This window comes from Halobacteriovorax sp. RT-2-4, from assembly GCF_047085445.1.
Classification (GTDB): Bacteria; Bdellovibrionota; Bacteriovoracia; order Bacteriovoracales; family Bacteriovoracaceae; genus Halobacteriovorax_A.
Map to the genome: position 1 here is coordinate 205,211 of NZ_JBKIXY010000001.1, position 17,644 is coordinate 222,854.

General features: G+C 36.7%; 19 protein-coding genes. 13 read left to right on the top strand and 6 right to left on the bottom strand.

Features of this window, described 5'->3' with window-relative positions:
* Positions 1–38: 38 nt before the first annotated feature.
* Positions 39–1,244, bottom strand: coding sequence for a phosphoserine phosphatase SerB (gene serB, locus ACMAYL_RS00975; RefSeq protein WP_103217129.1), 1,206 nt, complete (start codon positions 1,242–1,244; stop codon positions 39–41).
* A gap of 15 nt (positions 1,245–1,259) precedes the next feature.
* Complete coding sequence (gene pgsA, locus ACMAYL_RS00980) at positions 1,260–1,922, bottom strand: CDP-diacylglycerol--glycerol-3-phosphate 3-phosphatidyltransferase (protein WP_103217130.1); 663 nt, start codon at positions 1,920–1,922, stop codon at positions 1,260–1,262.
* Between the two features lie 111 nt (positions 1,923–2,033).
* Here pgsA and ACMAYL_RS00985 point away from each other — a divergent pair, with 111 nt between their 5' ends.
* The 8 genes from ACMAYL_RS00985 (at position 2,034) to ACMAYL_RS01020 (ending at position 10,795) form a co-directional block, all read left to right on the top strand.
* Positions 2,034–2,753: a PilZ domain-containing protein gene (locus ACMAYL_RS00985; protein WP_103217131.1), complete on the top strand. Its 720-nt coding sequence runs from the start codon at positions 2,034–2,036 to the stop codon at positions 2,751–2,753.
* 115 nt (positions 2,754–2,868) lie between these two features.
* Positions 2,869–3,822, top strand: a complete 954-nt coding sequence (gene glpX, locus ACMAYL_RS00990) for a class II fructose-bisphosphatase (RefSeq protein ID WP_103217132.1) — start codon at positions 2,869–2,871, stop codon at positions 3,820–3,822.
* Between the two features lie 32 nt (positions 3,823–3,854).
* Positions 3,855–4,283 carry a type II toxin-antitoxin system RatA family toxin gene (locus ACMAYL_RS00995; RefSeq protein ID WP_412462557.1) on the top strand — a complete coding sequence of 143 codons (429 nt, stop codon included), beginning with the start codon at positions 3,855–3,857 and terminating at the stop codon, positions 4,281–4,283.
* Positions 4,284–4,293: 10 nt separating this feature from the next.
* The gene (locus ACMAYL_RS01000) at positions 4,294–4,617 is read left to right on the top strand and encodes a hypothetical protein (RefSeq protein ID WP_103217134.1); all 324 of its coding nucleotides are present in this window, start codon (positions 4,294–4,296) and stop codon (positions 4,615–4,617) included.
* A complete protein-coding gene (locus ACMAYL_RS01005) occupies positions 4,614–5,246 on the top strand; it encodes a YggS family pyridoxal phosphate-dependent enzyme (RefSeq protein ID WP_412470594.1) in 633 nt (210 codons plus the stop codon). Before ACMAYL_RS01000 ends, ACMAYL_RS01005 begins: the two co-directional genes overlap by 4 nt.
* Positions 5,247–5,412: 166 nt before the next feature.
* Entirely contained in the window at positions 5,413–6,369 is a 957-nt protein-coding gene (locus tag ACMAYL_RS01010) for an isopenicillin N synthase family dioxygenase (RefSeq protein ID WP_103217136.1), read from the top strand.
* Between the two features lie 189 nt (positions 6,370–6,558).
* Entirely contained in the window at positions 6,559–8,349 is a 1,791-nt protein-coding gene (locus tag ACMAYL_RS01015; protein ID WP_412469493.1) for a hypothetical protein, read from the top strand.
* A gap of 28 nt (positions 8,350–8,377) precedes the next feature.
* Positions 8,378–10,795 (top strand): hypothetical protein, encoded by a 2,418-nt coding sequence (locus ACMAYL_RS01020; RefSeq protein WP_392992075.1) that lies wholly within the window; start codon positions 8,378–8,380, stop codon positions 10,793–10,795.
* A gap of 70 nt (positions 10,796–10,865) precedes the next feature.
* On the opposite strand, the gene ACMAYL_RS01025 is transcribed toward ACMAYL_RS01020, so the two are convergent.
* Positions 10,866–11,756 (bottom strand): ImmA/IrrE family metallo-endopeptidase, encoded by an 891-nt coding sequence (locus ACMAYL_RS01025; protein ID WP_103217139.1) that lies wholly within the window; start codon positions 11,754–11,756, stop codon positions 10,866–10,868.
* 226 nt (positions 11,757–11,982) lie between these two features.
* Here ACMAYL_RS01025 and ACMAYL_RS01030 point away from each other — a divergent pair, with 226 nt between their 5' ends.
* Complete coding sequence (locus tag ACMAYL_RS01030) at positions 11,983–12,468, top strand: Hsp20/alpha crystallin family protein (protein ID WP_412469494.1); 486 nt, start codon at positions 11,983–11,985, stop codon at positions 12,466–12,468.
* Here the strand turns inward: ACMAYL_RS01030 and ACMAYL_RS01035 are convergent.
* Positions 12,455–12,865: a response regulator gene (locus tag ACMAYL_RS01035; RefSeq protein ID WP_103217141.1), complete on the bottom strand. Its 411-nt coding sequence runs from the start codon at positions 12,863–12,865 to the stop codon at positions 12,455–12,457. The two genes, ACMAYL_RS01030 and ACMAYL_RS01035, sit on opposite strands and share 14 nt — an antisense overlap.
* Before the next feature lie 209 nt (positions 12,866–13,074).
* Between ACMAYL_RS01035 and ACMAYL_RS01040 the strand changes: the two genes are divergently transcribed.
* Positions 13,075–13,530, top strand: coding sequence for a cupredoxin domain-containing protein (locus ACMAYL_RS01040; RefSeq protein ID WP_103217142.1), 456 nt, complete (start codon positions 13,075–13,077; stop codon positions 13,528–13,530).
* A 30-nt stretch (positions 13,531–13,560) separates the two neighbouring features.
* Positions 13,561–14,697, top strand: a complete 1,137-nt coding sequence (locus ACMAYL_RS01045) for a CpaF family protein (RefSeq protein ID WP_103217143.1) — start codon at positions 13,561–13,563, stop codon at positions 14,695–14,697.
* Positions 14,698–14,700: 3 nt separating this feature from the next.
* Here ACMAYL_RS01045 and ACMAYL_RS01050 read toward each other — a convergent pair whose 3' ends face one another.
* Entirely contained in the window at positions 14,701–14,949 is a 249-nt protein-coding gene (locus tag ACMAYL_RS01050; RefSeq protein WP_146037789.1) for a hypothetical protein, read from the bottom strand.
* Between the two features lie 196 nt (positions 14,950–15,145).
* On the opposite strand from ACMAYL_RS01050, the gene ACMAYL_RS01055 reads away from it, so the two are divergent.
* On the top strand, positions 15,146–16,021 hold the full coding sequence (locus ACMAYL_RS01055) for a hypothetical protein (RefSeq protein WP_412469495.1): 876 nt from the start codon (positions 15,146–15,148) through the stop codon (positions 16,019–16,021).
* 2 nt (positions 16,022–16,023) lie between these two features.
* On the opposite strand, the gene ACMAYL_RS01060 is transcribed toward ACMAYL_RS01055, so the two are convergent.
* Positions 16,024–16,752: a hypothetical protein gene (locus ACMAYL_RS01060; RefSeq protein WP_103217146.1), complete on the bottom strand. Its 729-nt coding sequence runs from the start codon at positions 16,750–16,752 to the stop codon at positions 16,024–16,026.
* A 52-nt stretch (positions 16,753–16,804) separates the two neighbouring features.
* Between ACMAYL_RS01060 and ACMAYL_RS01065 the strand changes: the two genes are divergently transcribed.
* Positions 16,805–17,581 carry a glutamate racemase gene (locus ACMAYL_RS01065; RefSeq protein WP_412462561.1) on the top strand — a complete coding sequence of 259 codons (777 nt, stop codon included), beginning with the start codon at positions 16,805–16,807 and terminating at the stop codon, positions 17,579–17,581.
* Positions 17,582–17,644 lie beyond the last annotated feature (63 nt).

Below are 17,644 nucleotides of genomic sequence, written 5' to 3' on the forward strand. Positions count from 1 at the left end.
AACTAGTTCACCTATAAAATTTCTAACAATCACAATACTTATTGTTTTGAATCTGGCCCTGGAATACCTAGGAAGTACAAGATAGATGTCATTGGTCCGTGACTCATGTGATTTTGAGCATTTTTACGCACGATGTCTTTTGCATGGAAGGCGATTCCTAGGCCGGCCTGCGCTAGCATTGGAAGATCATTTGCACCGTCCCCAATAGCAACAACTTGTTCAAGCGAAATATTTTCTTGTTGAGCAATAAGGTTAACAAGAACGGCCTTCTGGTCAGCGTTAATAATTGTTCCTTTTACACGTCCAGTGAGCTCGCCACCCTCAATTTCAAGTTCATTAGCAAACGCATAATCGAGGTCTAATTTCTCTTTTAGGTAATTAGCAAAGTAAGTGAAGCCACCAGAGATGACAGCAACTTTGTATCCATATTTCTTTACTGTGCGAATAAAGTCTTCAACACCATCTGTAAGAGGCAGATTTAAAGAAATATCTTGTAGTGTCTTCTCGCTTAAGCCTTTTAAATGTGAGACGCGTTCAATGAGAGATTGATTAAAATCAATCTCACCATTCATTGCTCTTTCTGTGATTTCTGAAACCTTGGCCCCTATTCCGTGCACCTTTGCAAGCTCATCAATGACTTCGGCCTGAATTAGTGTTGAGTCCATATCAAAGACGATAAGTCTTTTTGAGCGTCTAAAGACGTCATCACGGATGAAAGCAATATCTGTATGATGACGATTGCTTATATTAAGTAGATCGGACTTTACCTTATTTAAGCCAACTTTCTCAGGTACGTCAGTTAGAACCTCAAGAGAGTTAAAGCCTTCTTTTGATACATTATCAATTCGGTAAATGTTAATATCGTTATGTGCTAAGCATTGGGCAACATCAGCGATAAAATTTGCAGAGATCTTCTTTGGCGCAACACAATTTAAGATAAAGCTATTATAAGGAGTTTTATAAGTTGTCTCTGCACTTACAATCGAATACTCAAGTTTAAGTCCCATTTCATGGGCCGTGAAAAGTAGTTCTTTAAGAACATTTTGATTTTCACCTTTCTTCTCACTCATCTTAATAACAAAAGATAGCGACAATAAGTTATGTGTAATTGCTTGGTTGATATCAGTTATATCAGTATTGTTCTCACTGATAACTTTCATGAGGCCAGCTGTAATACCTGGACGGTCTTGTCCTGATACGGTGATAATGATTTCTTTTATTCCGTTTTCTAAGCTATTTGGCATGGCTGATCCTTCTATTTATTTTTGCTTTCGCTCTTTTCTTACTTCTGAAATCTTCTTAAATAAGCCAAAGGTATAAACTAGGGCCGAGAAAACAGAAAAAACGAACGAAAGGTAAATAAGTATTGTCCCTACTAATGGGAATGAGAAACCAAATGGTTTATCCCAGGCCATAAGCATTGGAATGGCCATCATTTGAAATGTTGTCTTCCATTTTCCAAGTTGGTTAACACTTACTTTTAGGCCTTTTTCCATCGCAAGTAGACGAAGCGCTGTCATATACATTTCACGCACAACTAAAACAATGACAACAATCACGTTGACGCGATCGAGGGCCTGTAAAAGAATAAGAGATGAGACAACAAGGAACTTATCTGCAATTGGATCAAGAAATGAGCCAAACACAGTAACGATATTTCTTTTGCGAGCTATATAGCCATCTAGAAAGTCTGTGAATGATGCGAGGACAAATGTCCATGCCGCAATATAGCCAAGTGTTTTAACAGTGGCCTTAAAAATATTTTCTTCGAATAAACAGAGGTAAAGGGTCAGGCAAATAACGGGGATGAGTGCAACTCGGAAAATTGTAAGGCGATTGGGGAGATTATCGATTTCCCATTCACTGAGAATTTCCTTTTGCGAGACAGTATTATGTGAGTTTTGCATTTTATTTTCCGACATATTTACTCAATGAAGATTTTTCCTATTTATTAAACTTTAAACCTTCGGCCCATAAACGTCTATAATAATTAACATAAATTACTTAAATCGAATAAAAGGATAACTCGAGCTATGAAAAAGCATCTCAATCTTATTAAAACAGGTCACCAATCTATTGAAAAGCGTGTGTTTCCACGTTTTCCTTTTAGTTACTTAGTTTTTAAAAGAGAAGATAATTCGAAAAATTATCAAGTTCGAGATATTTCATATGGTGGAATGAGTCTAACACTTAGTGATGGTGATTTAGGCGCGCAGATGGAAGATAAATTCTCTGGAGAGATTCACTGGTATGACCAAAAAGTAAAAGTAAAATGTATTGTAAGAAGAGTTGAAAAAGACAATCTTGGAATTGAGTTCATTAAAGATGATATCTTTGACAAGACGCTTTTAAACTTTCTATCAGTTGCTAATGTTTCAAAAAATCTTAGACCAATTCACGAATATGATGAGCAGCTTGAGCTTCCTGTGGGACTTAAGACTTGGCTTCGTTGTGACGGGCCATTTGAGATTTTCATATGGCACCACAGAGATGGTGAAATTTCAAAAATTCAAATCCTTATGATGGACTCTATTCTAGAGTGGACTGATGGCGAAGGGATTCAGACAGGAAAAGTTCTTAATGTTAGAAGCTCTGACAAGCCATTAACGCACGAAGAAGAATTTGAATTCCTTATTGATACTCCAGTCGATCAGGATCGTTTAGACTTTGCACGTGAACTTGTTGCCCACGTTCCAAAGAGTCTTATTTCCGAAGGTGATCTTGAGTTTCTAACGCGAAAAGTTATTGGTTAATATAACCTTAAGCGCTTAATCGTTAGTTTAATTCATTTATTTCAAAACGAAGCTTTTCAATTGAGGTTTATCTCCTTAAAATAATGCTAAATGTTTTGAATTAAAAGGATTGATAATGAATAGAAACCTCGCTTTAGAATTTGTAAGAGTTACTGAAATGGCCGCTATTAGCTCAGCTAGGCTAATGGGACGTGGTGATGAAAAGGCCGCAGACCAAGCAGCAGTTGATGCCATGAGAACAATGCTAGACTCTGTTGAGTGTAATGCAACTGTTGTTATTGGTGAAGGTGAGCGCGATGAGGCACCGATGCTCTACATTGGCGAAAAGGTTGGTTCGGGCAATGGCCCAGAGCTTGATATTGCTCTAGATCCTTTAGAGGGAACGACAGTATGTGCAAATGGTGGTTGGAACTCAATCGCAGTAATGGCCATTGCTGAAAAAGGTAATTTCCTAAATGCTCCTGATACTTATATGGAAAAAATCGCTGTAGGTCCTGAAGGAAAAGGTCTTATCAATATTGATGATACTCCTGCCGAGAACTTAAAAAGACTTGCTGAGGCAAAGAAGTGTCGTATTCAAGATCTTACTGCTGTTATTTTAGATCGCCCTCGCCACGAAGAATTAATTAGACAGGTAAGAGACGCTGGTGCTCGTATCCAATTAATTGGTGACGGTGATGTTTCTGCTGCAATTGCTTGTAGTGAACCAGATAGTGGTATCGATATCCTTTTTGGGACAGGTGGTGCACCTGAAGGTGTAATCGCTGCAGCGGCCCTTCGTTGTATTGGTGGAGATTTTCAAGGAAGACTTAAGCCAAGAAATGATGAAGAAATCGCTCGTGCTAAAACAATGGGAATTGATGATATCAATAAGATCTACACAATCGATGAGCTGGCTTCTGGAAATGTAATGTTCTGTGCAACAGGTGTTACAGATGGAAGTTTTTTAAATGGTGTAAAATTCAAGTCATGGGGTGCGATTACTGAATCAATCGTTATGAGAAGTCAGTCGGGAACGATTAGAAGAATCGTTGCTGAACATAGATTTGATACAAAACCACGCTACTAATTTTTTAAATAATAATTACAAGGAAGTTGATTATGGCAAAGGCAAGCCGCACTGAAGTTTTTGATATTGATATTAATAAACTATATGACGTTATTGTTGACTTTGAATCTTACCCAGACTTTGTTCTTGGTGTGAATGAAATTAAAGTTCATGATATGACTGAAGCAAGTGGTGTTGTTGAATACTCAATCGATATGATTAAAAAATTAAATTACCAACTTGATATGGAAATGAGCCGTCCTAATAAGGTTGCTTGGACATTCAAGAAAGGTGATTTATTTAAAGTTAACGACGGTGGATGGGATTTAAAAGATCTTGGTGAAGGTAAAACTGAAGTAACATATAGTTTAGAGATCGAAGTCAAAGGATTTATCCCAGGCGCTAAGATGATCGTAAATAAGCTTACTGAAACATCACTGCCTTCTATGATGAAAAGCTTCTACGAGCGCGCAAAGAACTAGTGAGTCGATTATGAGCGAGTCTAAGAAAACAGATAAGTCAGATGGAATTTTAGGTGATACGATAAAGAAAGTTGTCTCAATTGGCATTGGGGCAGCTTTTATGACAGAAGAATCTGTAAAGAAGGTTCTAGATGATCTGCCTTTGCCAAAAGATATTGTATCTGGACTTATGACAAACGCTAAAAAGACAAAAGAGGATTTTGTCATTTCTGTTCGAGAAGAACTTCGTAGTTACCTAAAGAATGTTGATCCTAAAACAATTGTAGAATCAATACTTGAGGATTATGAAGTTACTGTAAGTTTTAAGAAGAAAGAGAAAAAATCTGAAAAATGATTTCTGAAAATTATCAAAAAATTCTTACTCAAGTTGGTGACAAGAATAAACTCTTGGCGGTAACCAAGTATAGTGAGTTTGAAGATATCATAACTGTTTACGAATTAGGACATAGAGACTTTGGTGAGAATCGTATTGAGTCACTTATGCCTAAGGCCCAAAAGGCACATGAATTAGGTTTTCATGATATTAGATGGCACTTCATTGGTCATATCCAATCAAATAAAATTTCAAAAATTTGTCAGGTTCCAAATTTAAAATGTATTCAATCTCTTGATAGCTTAAAGCATATGCGCCTTTTCAATGAAAAGCTTCAGTCTCCTTGCGAGTTTTATATTCAAGTTAACACTAGTGGTGAAGAACAAAAAGGCGGCCTTTGGGATCTTGACTCTGTTAGAAATTTTATCGACGAGGCCAAAGAACTTAGCAATATTCATATCGTGGGCCTTATGACCATGGCCGCTGCTAATGGAGCTGCTCCTCGTGATAGCTTTAAAAAGTTAGTAGAAATTCGTGATGCTGTCGATAAAGAGCTAAAGCTTTCAATGGGAATGAGCGGTGATATGGCCGATGCTCTTGCATTAGGCAGTGATTGTATTCGTGTAGGAAGTGCTATTTTTAAGGCATAATTATTGTATCCTTACTATCTAATTTCTCAAAATCCCTTTCTAACTATATGTAATTGCATTGTGTATTAGTCGTGGCTTATAATTGTCATTATTGACTTTAATTTATGCGCACTGTAATAAATTTTTATCTACTAAAATAAATCGACATCGAAAATGGAGAGTCATTATGAGTACTGCAAATAATAATGAAAGAAGAGTTCCAGAATTAAGCCTTACTTCTTACACTGAAGGCTCGACTGCTGATCAGATTAAATTTGTCGACGACTTAATGTACGGCCTAAAAGAATACGGTTTTATCATTCTAGATAATCACACTGTTGATCAAAATAAAGTTGATGAAGCATATGATATGGTAAAGAAATTCTTCTCTCTACCTGTGGAAACTAAGCTTAATTACCAAGGACAAAACGGTGGTCAACGTGGCTACACTCCATTTGGAATGGAGCACGCAAAAGATAGCAAGCACCCAGACCTAAAAGAGTTTTGGCACGTTGGGCGTGAGCTTGCAGCGACTTCACAATACAAAGGGGTTTATCCTGAAAATATTTGGCCTGCAGAAGTTCCTGGCTTTAAAGAAAAATTTCTTTCTCTCTATGAATCTATGGATGCTACTGCAAATGTTCTTTTAGAAGCAATTGGAAAAGGGCTAGACGTACCACAAGGCTTCTTTGCAGATATGGTTAATGATGGAAATTCAATTCTAAGAACGATTCACTACCCGCCAACAACTGGTCACGATACAACAAACTCAATTAGGGCCGGTGCACACGAGGATATCAACCTTATCACAATGCTTGTTGGTGCAACTTCATCAGGTTTACAGCTTTTAGATCGTGATGGAACTTGGCTAGATGTAGATTCTAAACCAGGACAACTTGTTGTTGATTCTGGAGATATGATGGCAAGGCTAACGAATAATGTACTTCCTGCAACTACTCACAGAGTAATCAACCCAGACAATTCTGGTGAAGAAAGATACTCTATGCCATACTTTGTGCACCCGCACTCAAAAGCATCTCTAGCTTGTTTAGAAAGCTGTGTAGGTGAAGGCAAGAAGTGGGAAGATATCACTGCTGGAGACTTCCTAAATCAAAGACTAAGAGAAATTGGTCTAATTAAGTAATTTTAATAAATACTGGGGAACCAGAACAACAACACTACGAATAATAAGAATGTAAAGGCCTCGCAATAGTGAGGCCTTTTTTTATTTGTTGAATAAATGTCTATTTGTCTAAATTCTGAACACTTTCTAAACTCTAAATGCTTATAATTTAATCAAAATGGGTGGCACTTTTTTTGCATATTAATTGCCATGCAAAACCTAAAGAAATCGACTTTAATCAAGTTCGTCACTATTCTTGTATTCAATTTCATGATCCTAGCATCTGCTTCAACGCAATTTAATCGTGAAGTTTTATCAATGAAGAGGGCATCTTCTAAGATTCTTGTTCGCTTAAGAAATATGGCCAAAATCCATAATTCAGAATATCAGCGAAATGGATATACAGAAGCCTATTACCAATATGAGAATATTCATTCTGCTATTAGAAAGTTTCACAAGAGAGTTTTAAAGAAGGGCCAACTAGGCACAGATAAAGAAGGTGAGTACACAGATGAGCTTGCCTATAAAGAAACACTCGAGTTCATTCAATACTTAGATAAGCTTATCCCAACATTTTCTAAGACAAAGGGATACGAGAAGCTCCCATCTTCTCGTAAGATTCTTATCTCTCAAATTTCAGCATCAGTGCTTAATTTAGCAGAAATGTTAAAAGAAGAAGATATTTATATTCAAATTTCAAAACCACTTAGAGAGGTTGCAAGGGTATATCAAAAGCAGGAAGAATTCCTTAAGCAAAAAGAAGAATTACTAGGTGACTTCTATAATGCACAAGATGAATTAGAGATTTCACTAACAAGAATGATTGATCATCTTTCACTGTTTATTAAAAGGAATCATGGGCCAAGAAAAGAATATCGTCGTCCATATACTGCCGAATCCTATGACTATATCAAATATAAGAAGATCTTAAAGGAAGTAGAAGAGCTTCTCGAAGACTTTGATATCAATGATGGAGCACAGTTTGCAAAGCTTACACAGTTAGTGTCACAGACTAGACAGCTAGTAAATCTTACAAAGACAAATACAAAAAATGCGCGTGTACTTTTATCTCGTGTATATAAGACGTTCAACTTATTTTCTTTAGAAGCTAAAAGCTTAAATAAGAGATTAGTAGTGATTGAGCTTGATCCAACGCTTGGTCTTAAAGAGATGGAGTTTAAGTATTATCGTGCTACCCAAGTATGCTCACTACTTGGCGGGCCAGGAAATATTCTCCTTAGAAGATCACTAGAAAGTGATATCGATCTTTTTGAAGACTTTAGTCCTCGAACTTCAGGGGCCATCAAGCTTGTCGAGTTTTTAAAGTTTAATGATCGAAGTCTAGAGTTTAGACACGCTGAGATCATTACAGAAATAGAGCGTGATACGCGTATAAATACGATGGGATTTTACCCTCTTAGCTTTAATTGGGGAAAGGAAGAGGAAGATAAAATGCCTCCTTTTCTCGAGATAAAGAAGGGATATCGCAAGTGTCATTCTGATGGCTGCGATACTTATGATGATTATCGCACAAATTTTGCATGGCTTCGAGTTAATGAAAAGAGTGCAAAGAAGATGACTCGTACGAAAGAGAAGGCATTAAAGAAAGTTGAAAATAAAGAGGATTATTCAAAGCTAGGTGTTTGTTCTGACTTTGTGAATTGGGCATTTGGAAATGTCATAACTTCAAATTGGAACCAGATTCCAATAGTTAGAAATCTTATTCAGATTATTTATCCTCCAGAAGGATTGCAGACACCAGATAATCTTTATGACTCTTACAAGACTGATGTTATTTGTGAAGTGGAAAGAAGAAAACTTAAGTATCCACATTATATCAATGCCCACCATTTAAAGGATCAGGTATTGAGAGACTTAAATTCGCAAAACCCTGCGATAAGCACTCATGCGAAGAATACGTTAAATGAATTAATTAAGAAAAATATAATGGATAACGAATTAAATTTGAACTATGACGTTATTAATTTTGAAACAAAGTAAGAATAAAAACGAAAAAGGAGAGAAGAGAATGAACAACAAAAAACAAAAACTTCTAGTTGCCGCGTTCTTGATGACGCAAGCACCTGCTGTTATCGCGGGTTATTACAATTCTTCAATCGAAGGGATTTCTTTAGATGGTATTTATACACCGGAGAACCTAAGTAATATTTCTAAAACTGTTTGTAAGAAAGTTTATGATGATCCAAATATGGATAAAGAACACACTCAAATGTGTGAGCGTGGAGTTCAGTCTGCTCAACGCATGGCCGCTGTATATGCCGCTGGAGAAGGGACACATTTAGGTTGTGTTGATGGTTATCAACAAGGTCTATATCGTGGGTTTAATGTGACTTCAAACCCGTCGGTTGATATCTTAAGAGACGAACAACGTGCTCTTAAAGGTGTGACAATTGAAAACGCTGTAGCACTTGGTAAAGATAAGGCCGCAAAGGATTCACGTTATTCAACAGAATCTGAAATCATCTCACGTTTTAGAGATAATGTAAGAGATGATGCTTCTCAAACTGTAACAGCTCCATCAAAAGATTACTCTAATGTTCTTAAAGTTCCACGTTTTGAAGGTTTTGATGATGGTTATGCAAGAGATGGAAAAGGTGGATCATTTAGTGATGTAATTAACGCTGGGTGGGTTTCTTCTTCATCTGCAATCTCTAAGAGAATTCACGCTCGTGCTGTTGCTAGACAATTTGGTCTTAGATCAAGTTTAGCAGATAAGTGTTCTTCAACACCTATTCTATTCGATAAAGGTCTACACACTGTTTCAATGTGGGATCTATTCTCTGCATACGGAGAGTATAACTTCAAAGACTATGGTTGGAAGTCAACAACTCGCGCATGGAATAAGTTTCAAGCATCTGATGAACAAGAAGCAATTGCTTATCGTAATATCCAAGATGTTAAAGAAGCATATCAGCAAAGAATTGGTTATCACCAAAAAAGTGTAGCTGTTGAAATCGATGAGATCGGTGCTGATGGACAGCCAACAGGACGCAAAGTAGTAAAAAGAGATGCAAACGGAAATATCGTTTATAAGCAAGTTGATGACTTAAATCGTCCAATCTTTGAAACTCGCTACCGTACTGTTTCTGGAAAGTCTGCTAAAGACCTAAAGGCCGTATATGCTGACGCATTTGCTGAGTCTTATAGAAATCTTGCAAAAGAGCACTTTGGTAAGGCCTTCGTATCAACACATACAATGGCACGCAACCTTGGAGAAGATTCTGGGAAGGCCGTAGGTCTAATCGTTGCACGTGATCTTGCCAAGCAACAAGCTTATGATGAAGTTTACAAGGCACAGTCGGCAACTTCATTTGCTAAAGAATACGAAAACCTATTTGTAGCTTCTTGGAATAAGAATTTCGATTACTTTGTAAATAACCCAATGGTTGAGATCACTGGTTTCGATCTTTCTGGTGACGGAAATGGAATCTTTACAAGAGGTGAGTCACTTAAGTCTGTATTAGGTTTAAGAAACTTAGGTCTTAAGTCTGGAAATATTAAAGTTTCTCTTGATTCAGCTTCATTTGAATCAGGTTCAAGTCGCTCAGAGTACGTAACTGCTCCAGCTTCATTGAACTTTACTCACACTTCAGCAAAAGCTCAAGGTAAGCTTTCAAATAACCTAAATGTATTTGATTCAGCAAGACTTACAGTAAGTATTGATGGAAGCGATATCAAGAAGGTTTACGAACTTAAGAGTACAGATAGCAAAACTATCGAAATCTTAGATGTAGCACCAGTTTACCATGCACAAACTCAGATTAACTCTGTAGTAGCTGGGGACGCAACAGTATACGTAACTGTTAAAAACCCTTCAAACTCAGAAACTTCAGCCTCTGTTGATATCTCTGTAGCAATGAATGATGGTAAGACTTATACAGCTACAACAACAGCTCTAAAAGCAGGTGAGTCAAAGAGAGTTCCTGTTCGTGTTACAGGAGTTGATCCATTATTCATTATCAATAATGGGCTTTCTGGTAAGGTAACATCAAAAGTTGGTGGAAGAATCATGAATACACGTAGTGCTTCTTTTGATAATGTGAACTTTGATAAGTCTGTTGCGGATTACTTCAACTCAATCCTTACAAACTCAACAACTAACTACGGTGATGATGGGTATAAAGAAGATAGAGTTGAAACTTTAATCTCTATCATCTTAACTGCTACTGAAAGAGAAATTAAAACTGATTGGGATAACAACGCAAAAGTTGCTAATACAATGATCGGTGCTCTACAGAAAGAATACAAGGCATCTTCAGCTGCTGGTAAGCTTAATGAAGAAGCAAAAGAAACATATAAAGTACTAGCTCAAGAACTAGAAGCTTTATATGACTCGACTTTTGGATACAAAGATTACATCAATCAATTAAAAGTATTCAACGGTGATCTTGAGACTCGTTCAAAGAAAGATCGTAAGAAAGACTAATTCATAGTCCATTAAATAAGAAAGGCCCGCATCTTGCGGGCCTCTTTATTTTCAATAATTTAATTTTTAATTATTGTGCTTCAACTACAGCTTGACCTGGTTTGAACCAACATAGTGGTCTTAGTCCAGTTGTGAAGTTTTCAGTTCTGTTACAAGTACCGATGTTTGCATCGTTTTGATCTACATCTGTGTAAGCGTCAACAGTACATAGAGCACCTTGGTAGTAAGTATCTAGACGACACTGTGGTGCTGGGTGGTTGTCATTAGTTTTAGAAACTACAGCTGGATCTGGAGTGTCAAACTTAAGCTCAGAAGTCATGCTTCTTAGTGCTCTGAAAAGGTTAGCTAGTGACATACCTGCCATTGAACCTCTTAGACACATTGCATATTCGTTTTCGTTAACAAAGTTTTTCTCACAGTTCTTAACTGCTACAGCTGGAACTTCAACTTCGCTCATGATTGAAGCGTTATCATCGTTTTCCATGAACTTTCTTAGACACTTAGAAGTAGCGAAGTAATCAGCTTGACCTTCGTTTGAAGCCCATGAAGATCCCCACCAGCTAGCTTTCTTAGGTGCTCCACCTAGGTGGTGACCAAGCTCGTGACATACAACAGTTGCAAATCCGTCTCTTGTGATTGTTTCGTGTCTTGCAAGACCACCAAACATACTAACACGCCAAGTGTTACCAATTTGCTGAGCGTATGCGTTAACAGTTCCATCTTCCCATTTTCTTTCGATTTCTAAAGTTTTACCTTTAGCAGCGATAATCGGTGCATAGATCGCTTCAATCTTATCAATGATTGAGTTGAACTCACCTTCTGAAATTGTGTTGATACTTTTAACATTTGAAGGAATCCATAGGTTGTTGTCTTCTACGATTCCTGTTGTTCCGTGCTCGTCACATGCGAAAGAAAAAGTCGATACACATGCAAGTAGTAGAGCTAAAATTCCTTTTTTCAAATCAGTCCTCCCTGAAAAGTATATTATTGATTTGCCAATTCTTTTTTCTGGTTTAGCGTAGATATGATTTTTCTGAATTTTTTACACTATGTAAAAGTCTTTTTTTGATTTGGGCCTTAATGTAAGATTTTGTTGGTTTCTAGATGCTGTGCTGCATTGTGAATGTGTTAAAGTTTTTCACCACTCTTTGGTTAAGTCATTAAAATTATGATAAAGTTTTAGCATTATGAAGAAGATAATTTGTATCACTTTTTTTCTACTTTCAGTTGTAAGTTATGGCCAAACTAATGATCCACTGGTTGATCAAATCACACAAATGCGTGATGAGATGTTTAAGCAGATGCAAGCAGGGGATAGCTTTGATGCCGAGATTCAAAAGATGTTTGAGCGAATGCAGAAGTTAGGCCAGATCAAAGGGCTTCCTGATCGCTTCAATCGTCATGTGAATATGGTGGAATACTTTTGGCAGGATGCTGACACTCTCGTTATCAAAATTTCTAAAGATGATGAAGTCAATGTCGAAGTGAAAGAAAACATCATAGTTATTAGTGGTCAAAAGGTCATTAAATCGCCAAATGGTATTTCAAAATCATCTTTTTCACAGAGTATCCCATTAAGAGCTAATCTTGACTCGACTTCAGTTAAGATGAGTATGAAGGATGGTAATATCGTCATGGACTTTAGGCCTTTAAAGAAATCTAAGCAGCGATAATTTCTCCATTTAAATTTTCGAGAATTGCGTAGAGCTTATGATTGAAGTCCTGGGCGTTAAATGGCTTTGTCAGAACTTCTTCTACATTTATCTTTGAAGCATCATGAATCTTGTCGACATCGATATCTCCCGAAATGAGCATGATATGTGGATATTTCTCACGTTGCTTTTCTTCGAGGTGATAGAGTCGTTCAATATATTGTAATACTTCTTGGCCACCCATTTCTGGGAGATTTAAGTCGATGACAATGAGATCATAATTATCATTTTTAATCATCTGACAGGCATCGACTCCATTTGAGGCCATTGATACATTTGCAAAATAGCCACTGCTTGCAATTAGTGACTTAAGGGATTCTGATATTGTTCTTTTGTCGTCAATGATGAGAGCTTTCATAGGTGATTTCCTTATCAGTTACAAATGCAGCGTTGATTCAAAATTATAAACAATATGAGCTTATTTTAATTCGTCACATTATTTTTTATAACTAAATTAATCTATAATATTTGTTAATGTTACTAAACTACTGAAATAACGAGCAAAGTAGTCGGCTAAATTTGAGCAGACGACTAAAGTATCCACTATAAGATACCGATAAATAATTTATGAAAAGCTTCGTTGTGACGTTATTGACATTGATTATTACATCCTTTGCCTTTGGCATCCAGGAGACTTACTTTCATAAGAAAGAGGAATTTGAGATTCCTAAGAGAGATCTGTCGATTATCGCTACAGATAAAGGTTTTTTTCCTTCAAAGGTTACGGCCTTCGTTGGTGAGAAGTTAAACCTTTATGTTACATCAGCGACAAAACAGCCTAGTTGTCTAATATTAAAAGAGCACGAAGTATATGTTGAGGCCAAGACTGGTGAAGTTAGGGAAGCTTCAGTTTTTCTTGATACGCCTGGACGCTTCAAATTTTACTGCCCGTCAGGACAAATCAGTGGAATTTTAACTGTTATTGAACATCCACGAGAGAAGGCAAAAAAAGACGAGCAAAAAAGAGAAATCGCATCTCGTGAAAGTGAGCGAGTGCGTGTTTGGCGTCCAAAAGACGACTGATTTATATTTAGAGATTGATTGTGAGGGATTATGTCTTCGGTATTTAACGATGCGATTAAGAATTTACTTTATCCAATAGGCGACCTTTTGGAAGATGAAGGTGTTTCCGAAGTTATGATTAATGGGCCCCATGAAATTTTTGTTGAAAAGAAAGGTCTCGTTTTTAAAGTTCCAAATCAATTCGAAGATGAATCATCACTTATCTCTGCAATGCGTGCCATTGCTCAATCGGTAAATCGAACAATTGATGAAGATAACCCGCGCCTAGATGCGCGTCTGCCAGATGGTTCACGTATTCACGTGGTACTACCTCCGATGGCAAAGAATGGAACGACGGTGGCCATTCGTAAATTTTCTAAGGAAAGTCTAACTCTTAAGGACCTTATCTCATTTGGTTCTATGTCTGATGTGGCCGCAAGGTTTCTGGATATATGCGTGTATCTTGGAAAGAATGTTCTTGTATCTGGTGGTACGGGTTCTGGGAAGACGACGATGCTAAACGTTTTAGGGGGAAGAATTCCTAAAACACAACGTCTCATCATTATTGAGGATGCGGCAGAACTACAAGTTGATGCCGAACACGTCGTAAATTTTGAAACGAGAAAGGCGGATGAGTTAAAGGGGATTGAGGAAGTTTCAATTCGTGATCTCGTTATTTCTGCCATGAGGCTTCGCCCTGATAGAATTATTGTTGGGGAGGTTCGTGGAGATGAGGCCCTGGATCTTGTTCAAGTTATGAATACTGGTCACGATGGTTCAATGGGAACTGTTCACGCCAACAACCCAATCGATGCCTGTACTCGTCTTGAGACACTTTGCCTTATGGGTGATACAAAAATTCCACCAGATGCTGTTAGGAAAATGGTTGGGAGTGCTCTGCAAATTGTTGTTCAGTGTAGTCGTTATCATGATGGGGGACGTCGTACGTCGCATATTTCAGAAGTATTAGGTGTCGATAATAATGGGAATTATATTGTTCGCGATATCTTTCGCTGGGTTCAAACTGGTAAGGATCCGCAAACTGGTAAGTATATAGGAGAGATGGTGCCGTGTAATTATGTACCAACTTTCTTTGAAGATATTGTTGTCCATAAGCTACCATTTCCAAAATCTAATTTCCTTGCCCCAGATTGGGTGAAGGATATGGTTAAGAAAAAGGTCGCTTAATTATTAGATATCAACTTCGATACCATCCTCATAGATTTCAACGATAAATCGGTTCTGATCTAGCTCTTTAGTCTTGTCGACGATTTCCTTGATATCATCCACTTCAAGTTCTGGTTCAAGCTCCATATCAGCGCTAAAAACCTTGATGATAGCGATGCTCATCTTAAAATCACTTAAGTCATTGAATTCAGATAGGGGGAATGTTACCTTGTAACCCCCTGAAAACTTGTCAATATCCACGTCTATTTTCATATAATTAATTGTAATTACATTAGAGTAAAAAGCAATAAAATTTAAACTACGTAGATTCCTGTAGTGCTGTCTAAAATTTGGTGCATAGAAAATGAACATGGCATTACTATTTTTCAACTAGGCCCAATAAAGTCATTTCTGCTGATATTATTGAAGGCGTCAAATAGCTTAATTTTATTTTTGAGGGAAAAATTAAATGAGAAATAGAACTACTTCATTCATCAAATCAACTCTTGTGATGACAGCGATTGCTCTATCTGCAAATATTTTTGCACTAGAAACAATTCAAGATGATATTGATTCTATTCGCTTTCAGCTTAAGTCTGAGCAGATCTACACTCTTAAAAATTATGGGCAGGGACAATATAAAGAACTTGCTTTTACTCGAATTGAAAAACCAAATCTTAAAGTTGGCCTAAATAAGAAATCTGCAACAGAAACACTAGAAGTTGCAATTGATGAATCTCTTTTAGTTGAAAAGAATTCTCTTGTTCACATAAAGTTAGAAAAAAATAACTTAGTAAATATTGAATCTGCCAATGATAAGGCGGCGGTTTTAACAAAGCTTAAAAATAACGGACTTGGCCTTGATAAAAATCAGGCGGCAAAAATACTAAAGAAAGATATTATTGCAAATCTTAATCGTGTTATTGCAAAAATTGGATTTCGCGATAATACAAAAGTTAGTTATGAGATTAAAAACCTTGCATTTAACTGTCCTTCACTAAAAGGGCGTATCACAAATTGTCGTGGTAAATATGATGTTATTGCTACATTAAAGAATGAAAAGAAGAAGACTTCAAATCTTTCAGAGATCCTTATTAACTCTACTAAGAATTTGAATAATTTTGGTTCTGAAATTGATATTAATGCATATATTGGGGAACTTCGTTCAATCAATAAGCAGCTTAATAAATTATCGGAAGGTAAGCCTAAGGGTGTTGATCTAAAGAAGCTTTACGCTCTTAAAAAAGATGTTCAATCAGAAATTCTTGATTCGTACCAGTACACTGCGATTGCAACATCAAGTGCAAGGGACTTCCTAACAAAGCTTAATTCAAAGCTTAACTAAAACTAGCTGACGCTTTGTTTTAAACTCACAAATAAATTAATTATTTCATTTAATACATCATTATGAAGCTGGCCAAAACTAGCTTCATATTTTTTTGCTTGAGAATCAAATTCAGCTCGATTCTCTTTATTTTTAACTTCTAGCTTTAACTGATCCTTATTGAAAATTAGCTTAATATCAAGATTGTAAATCATGACTCTAAGAATAGGGGATTGCTCCCATTGTCCAAAAAACACCTTGTAACTTAAAATTGTATTTCTATGATCAATACGGGCCAGTGACTTTTTTAGCGTTAGTAGAGTTACTTTTAGCCACTCAAGTGATTTGTCTTCGTTTAGTCCTGTCTTTGGTGGGATTGATTTTAAGTTCTCAATTGAACCATCGATCATGGCCTTAACGGCATATTGTTCAAATTTCTTTGCATCAAAATTTTCGACTTCGTTTTGATATTCGATAAATTCTTTATCCACTAAATTGAGAATGTTCATTTGATCAAAGTGCAAAAGTAAATTATGGTCATTGCTCTCAACGTGAAGATAGATATCATGAAGATTTTTTCGATCATCACGCAAAGGTGTCTTTTCAAAAACATTATGGGCCAAGCAAATTCTCACCGGACTTTGTAGCGACTCTTGCATAGACTTTAAGAGCTTGTCTCTGCTATCATCATTAGATAGACGGTTTTTATTAATTCTAGTGAAAAAGTTTACGAATTTATTTTTAATACCCATAAGGGATAAAATAACGACTTTTTTAGGGATGTCTAGCATTTAAGGTGAAATATTGAAGATAGGTATTTTTGATTCTGGCATTGGTGGACTTAGCGTGTTGCGTGAAGTCGCAAAACTTATGGATCGTTGCGAAATTTATTACTTTGCAGATCGCCTGAATGCACCATATGGCAATAAGACAAAAGAAGAAGTATTTACTTTTTGTCAGAGTATTGTCGAAGACTTTATCTCTCATGGAATTGATACCATTTTAATTGCATGTAACTCTGCTACGGCCATGGCCATTAATGAATTACGCACTAATTACCCAAGTATTCGCTTTTTTGGGATTGAACCATTTATTAATGTCATTAACCTGCGCCCAGAGCTTAAAAAGCAAAAGGGAGTGGTTTTAACAACTAAGATTACTGCAGATTCTATGCGTTTTCAGAGCTTGAAAGAGCGCTATGATCCAAAAGAACACTTGGTTTACCGCGTATCAAAGAATTTAGCTAAAATTATTGAAGACAGTTTTGATAGTGGAAGGCTCAATGAAGATGAGATTTCTAAAGAGATAGTTGATTCAATTTTTCCTTCAGGCCAGAAAGAGAGTTATGATTATATAATTTTAGGTTGTACTCACTATCCTTTCGTCAAAGAGCTATTTAAGGCCAATGTTGGGGCCCAAAGTATTTCTCCTTGTTATCATGTGGCCAAGCATATGGCAGATCAATGTGTCATAAACGAAGATGCTCAAATCGTCGATTTCTTCTATTATCGTGATAGTCGAAGCCCAGATTTATGGCGCAAAGTTAAAAAGCAAAATTTAGAAGGTTTTCCCTTTTTCTAAGTGACGATCCTTAAAAGCGTAAGTTAAAATATGGCAAATTTTAAACTAACGAAGGATTGGTAT